Here is a 231-nt window from a genome sequence, read left to right as displayed (position 1 = left end):
ATACGATGTCGGCGGTGAACGAACTCGCGCCCGTGGAGCCTGCCATCCAGGCCTTGCCCGAGGCGGCAGAGCTGCGCGCGCTGTTCCACAAGGAATCCCAGGCCGCGCGGCGGACGGCGGCGCGGCCGGGGCTCTACATCGCCGTCATCATCTACCTGCTGTTTTCGGCCACCGACATCCTGCTGGTGCCGGATGTCGCGTTCTACACCATCATGGCGCGCATCGCGGTCG

The 231-nt window shown here is 67.5% G+C and carries 1 protein-coding gene; it reads left to right on the top strand.

Features of this window, described 5'->3' with window-relative positions; genetic code table 11:
- Nucleotides 1–14: 14 nt before the first annotated feature.
- Nucleotides 15–231, top strand: a 217-nt coding sequence (locus tag NLU14_RS22985) for a hypothetical protein (protein WP_275710970.1), incomplete at its 3' end; no start/stop codon positions are given.

Origin of the sequence: Marinobacter iranensis, from assembly GCF_029207565.1 — a bacterium.
Taxonomy (GTDB): Bacteria; Pseudomonadota; Gammaproteobacteria; order Pseudomonadales; family Oleiphilaceae; genus Marinobacter; species Marinobacter iranensis.
This window is presented reverse-complemented; position numbering and strand designations above follow the sequence as displayed.